The organism is Kitasatospora sp. MBT63, from assembly GCF_000710465.2.
Taxonomy (GTDB): domain Bacteria; phylum Actinomycetota; class Actinomycetes; order Streptomycetales; family Streptomycetaceae; genus Kitasatospora.
The window spans coordinates 41,684-45,405 of sequence record NZ_JAIZ01000553.1 but is presented as its reverse complement, the minus strand read 5'-3'; the positions used below and the strand labels follow the sequence as shown (position 1 = coordinate 45,405).

4 protein-coding genes are annotated in these 3,722 nt (G+C 74.1%); 1 reads left to right on the top strand and 3 read right to left on the bottom strand.

Annotated elements, in window-relative coordinates:
- Positions 1-219: 219 nt before the first annotated feature.
- Positions 220-1,143: a metal-dependent hydrolase gene (locus AA75_RS29415; protein WP_033823314.1), complete on the bottom strand. Its 924-nt coding sequence runs from the start codon at positions 1,141-1,143 to the stop codon at positions 220-222.
- Positions 1,144-1,347: 204 nt separating this feature from the next.
- On the opposite strand from AA75_RS29415, the gene AA75_RS29410 reads away from it, so the two are divergent.
- Positions 1,348-2,031, top strand: a complete 684-nt coding sequence (locus tag AA75_RS29410; protein ID WP_051813680.1) for a pyridoxal 5'-phosphate synthase — start codon at positions 1,348-1,350, stop codon at positions 2,029-2,031.
- A 25-nt stretch (positions 2,032-2,056) separates the two neighbouring features.
- Here the strand turns inward: AA75_RS29410 and AA75_RS29405 are convergent, their stop codons facing one another.
- A complete protein-coding gene (locus tag AA75_RS29405; RefSeq protein ID WP_051813678.1) occupies positions 2,057-2,836 on the bottom strand; it encodes an IclR family transcriptional regulator in 780 nt (259 codons plus the stop codon).
- A 280-nt stretch (positions 2,837-3,116) separates the two neighbouring features.
- The coding region (locus AA75_RS52550; protein ID WP_233289248.1) for a catalase at positions 3,117-3,722 on the bottom strand (606 nt) is incomplete at its 5' end.

The following is a 3,722-nucleotide window of genomic DNA, read 5'->3' as shown; positions in this document are numbered from 1 at the left end:
CAGCCCCGGGGAGCCGAGCTTGGGGGTGTACCAGTCACTGAAGGCGGTCAGCCGCTGGAGGAAGCGGTCGGGTCGGGGGCGCCCGTACAGGTCGGGGGGTGGGGTGGTGGGGTCCATCGGGGCGGCTCCGGAGGGGAGTTCGGTTCGGACGGGAGGTTCATCGGGCGGGCTCCTGGGGCCGTGGGCGCGCTGGGGGCGCCGGCGGTACCTCCTCAGGGGTCACCCGTTGCCCGGGGACTCCCGGTGCTCCGGTGCGGCCTGGTGCAGTGCCGCGGCGCGGGCGGCCGGGGAGGTGGCGAGGTAGCCGATGGCCTGGCTGGAGGAGCCCTCCTGGGTGGGGTGGTAGCCGGGCCGCAGGTAGCGCAGGGCGGAGCGGACCATCCGGGCTGGCTCGGGGAGCATGCCGCGGCGGGCGATCTGCTGGGCCTGCCGCCAGGTGGGGCGGAGCCGGCCGTCCAGGGTGGGATCGGCGGCCAGCAGGAAGCGGACCCCGCGGACCCACAGGTGGGTGAGGAGGGGGCCGGACAGGGCCATGCCGCGGATCCGGCGCCAGTAGCCGGGGTCGAGGTGGACCATCAGGTCGTAGGCGACGCTGCGGTGTTCGACCTCCTCGGCGCCGTGCCAGCGCAGCAGGTCGAGCATGGTGGGGTGGGCCTCGGCGCGGTCCAGGCCGGGCGAGTTGAGCGCCCAGTTGCCGAGGAAGGCGGTGAAGTGTTCGATCGCGGCGACGTAGGCGACGCGTTCGGTGATGCTCTCGCGGCGCCGGGCGGCACTCAGCCCGGGGCGCTCGCCGAGGATCCGGTGGAACAGCCAACTGACCTGCCGCACGTAGGGGCGCGGGTCGAGCCCCTGGCCGAGCAGGTGGTCGAGGACCTCCTGGTGGGCCTCGGCGTGGATGGCCTCCTGGCCGATGAAGCCGAGCACCTCCTCGCGCAGCTGCTCGTCGGTGATGTACGGCAGGGCGTCCTTGAAGACCTGGACGAACCAGCGTTCGCCCTCGGGGAGCAGCAGGTGCAGGACGTTGATGGTGTGGGTGGCCATCGGCTCGTCGGGGATCCAGTGCAGGGGCAGCTCGGACCAGTCGAAGTGGACGTCCCGGGGCTCCAGGACCAGGCTGTCGTGCACGGCGGTGGGGCGGGGCATGGGGTGCCTCCTGACCTGCTGGGGAGCGGCGACCAGCAGCAACCTACTCGCGGGTAGAGCGGCCGACAAGGGTTTCTGCGGGTCTTATCGACATTCAGTCTAATAACGTTCCGGCACCCCGGGAAGAGCGTCCGGGCCGGCCGATAGGCTGGGTCCCGGGCACGGACACCGGACACCGGGGCATCGAGGCGAAGGAGCGGCGCAGTGGTGGAGCAACCGGAAGGACTCGGCTCGGGCACGGTGGCCGGCCTGCTGCGGGAGCGGCCGCCGATGGACCGTGCGCTGCCCGGCTTCGACCCGGCGCAGGCCCCCGCCGCGCCCGGCCCGCTGTTCGTCGAGTGGCTGCTCGGCGCACTGGCCGCCGGCGTACCGGACGCCCAGGTCGCCACCCTGTCCACGGTCGACGAGGACGGGCTGCCGGACGCCCGGATGCTGGTGCTGCGCGACGTCGACACCGAGGGCGCCGGCTGGCTGTTCGCCGGCGACACCGACAGCCCCAAGGGCCGCCAGCTGACGGCCAACCCGAGGGCCGCACTCACCTTCTACTGGCCCGCGCTCGGCCGCCAGGTACGGATCCGCGGCGAGGTCGAGAGCGCCGCCCCCGAGGTGTCCGCCGCCGAGTTCCTGACCCGCTCCCCCGGCGCCCGCGCGGCCGCGTTCAGCGGTCCGCAGAGCGCCCCGATGGCCTCGGCCGCCGAGTACGACGCCGACTTCACCGCCGCGCTCACCCGGCTGGCCGCCGACCCGGCCCTGGTCGCCCCCGGCCACACCGTCTACACCCTGCGCGCCACCACCGTGGAGTTCTGGCAGGGCGACCGCGACCGCCGCCACGTACGGCTGTGCTACCGGCGCTCGGCCGACTGGCACCGCGCCCTGCTGCGCCCCTGACCGGACGGACCCGGCGGGCCGCCGGTCAGACCGCCATCGCCAGCATCAGCGGCGCCGCCTGCGCGGCCAGCACCTCGGCGGCGTGCTTGAGCTGGTGGATCCGGGCGACCGGCATCGAGGTGGCCAGGCAGCCGACGGTGGAACCGGCGGTCACCGGGACGGCGGCGCAGACCGTGCCCAGCGCGTACTCCTGGATGTCGAGCACCGGGACGGTGGCCGGCTGGCGCTCCAGGCGGTGCAGCAACTGCTCCTGGTCGGTGATGGTGCGGGCGGTCAGCCGGGCGATCGGGTGCCGGGCCAGGTGGTCGCGGCGGCCGTCGTGGTCGAGCTGGCCGAGCAGGCACTTGCCGATCGCGCTGGCGTGCGCGGTGGCCCGGAAGTCGACCCACTCCTCGACGGCGGGGGCGTGGTCGGCGGTCGACACCGCCTCCACGCACAACTCGCCGTCCTGGTACCGGCCGAAGTACACCGCCGCGCCCAACTGGTCGCGCAGCTCGCCGAGTTTGAGGTGCAGCTTGGCGCGGATCAGCTGCTCGCGGTTCTGCCGGCCGAGCAGCGCCAGGGTGCCGCCGAGGGTCCAGCAGCCGTCCAGGTGGCGCAGGTAGCCCTCGGTCTCCAGTTCCTCGGCCAGGCGCTGGACGGCGGGCGCCGGGAGCGAGAGGTCACGGGCGAGGTCGGCCAGGGTGGCGCCCTGCGGGTGCCGGTCGACCGCCTCCAGCAGGCGCAGCGCCCTCCGCAGCACCCCGTACGGACCGGGCCCGCCCTGGCCCAGCGTGGCCTGGTGGCCTCGGGTCGGTGCCGACATGGCGTCCCCTCTCCGTCGCGGTGGCGCGCGGACCGGCCGCGGGCCTTCCCCAGCGTAACCATCCGAGTCACCGTCAGGGGCGGGCTCTGCGGGATATCCGCGCTGGTGGGCGCGGTTTCTCCGAGGCACGGTCGAATGGCATATGCCGGAGCGCGCCCGCGGGGGCCGGTGGGGTGCGCGGGAACGCGCCGGACCCCTCCCCACTGCCCTGGGGGAGGGGTCCGGCGGCCGGCCGGCCGGGCTCGGGGCCCGGGCGGCCGGAGTGGGGATGGTGCGGGGGTCAGGCCTCGTCGCCGGCCCGGAGCCGGGCCACGGCCGCCTCCAGGCGGGCGCCGTACTCCTCGTCGGCCGCGTGGAAGTGGGCCAGGTTCTTCTCGATGATGTCGTCGCGGCTGACCTGGGCCAGGAAGCCCGCGATGTTGTTGACCAGACGGGTCTTCTCCCCGGCCGACATCAGCCGGTAGAGCTCGCCGGCCTGGAAGAAGTCGTCGTCCTTGGTGTGCGCCGGCGTGGTGTAGGTGCCGGTGTAGCCGTCCAGGCGGACCGGCGCGGCGAGCGCGCTGTCGGTCTGGGCCGGGCCGCCGAAGGAGTTCGGCTCGTAGTTCTTGCCGCGGCCGGCCTTGTTGAGCGCCGAGTAGCCGTCCCGGCCGTAGTTGTCGGCCTCGGTCGCCTTCGGGGCGTTGACCGGCAGCAGGGTGTGGTTGACCCCGAGGCGGTAGCGCTGGGCGTCCGCGTAGGCGAACAGCCGGCCCTGGAGCATCTTGTCCGGGGACGGGCCGATGCCGGGCACGAAGTTGTTCGGCGAGAACGCCGACTGCTCGACCTCGGCGAAGACGTTCTCCGGGTTCCGGTTCAGCACCAGGCGGCCGACCTTGACCAGCGGGTA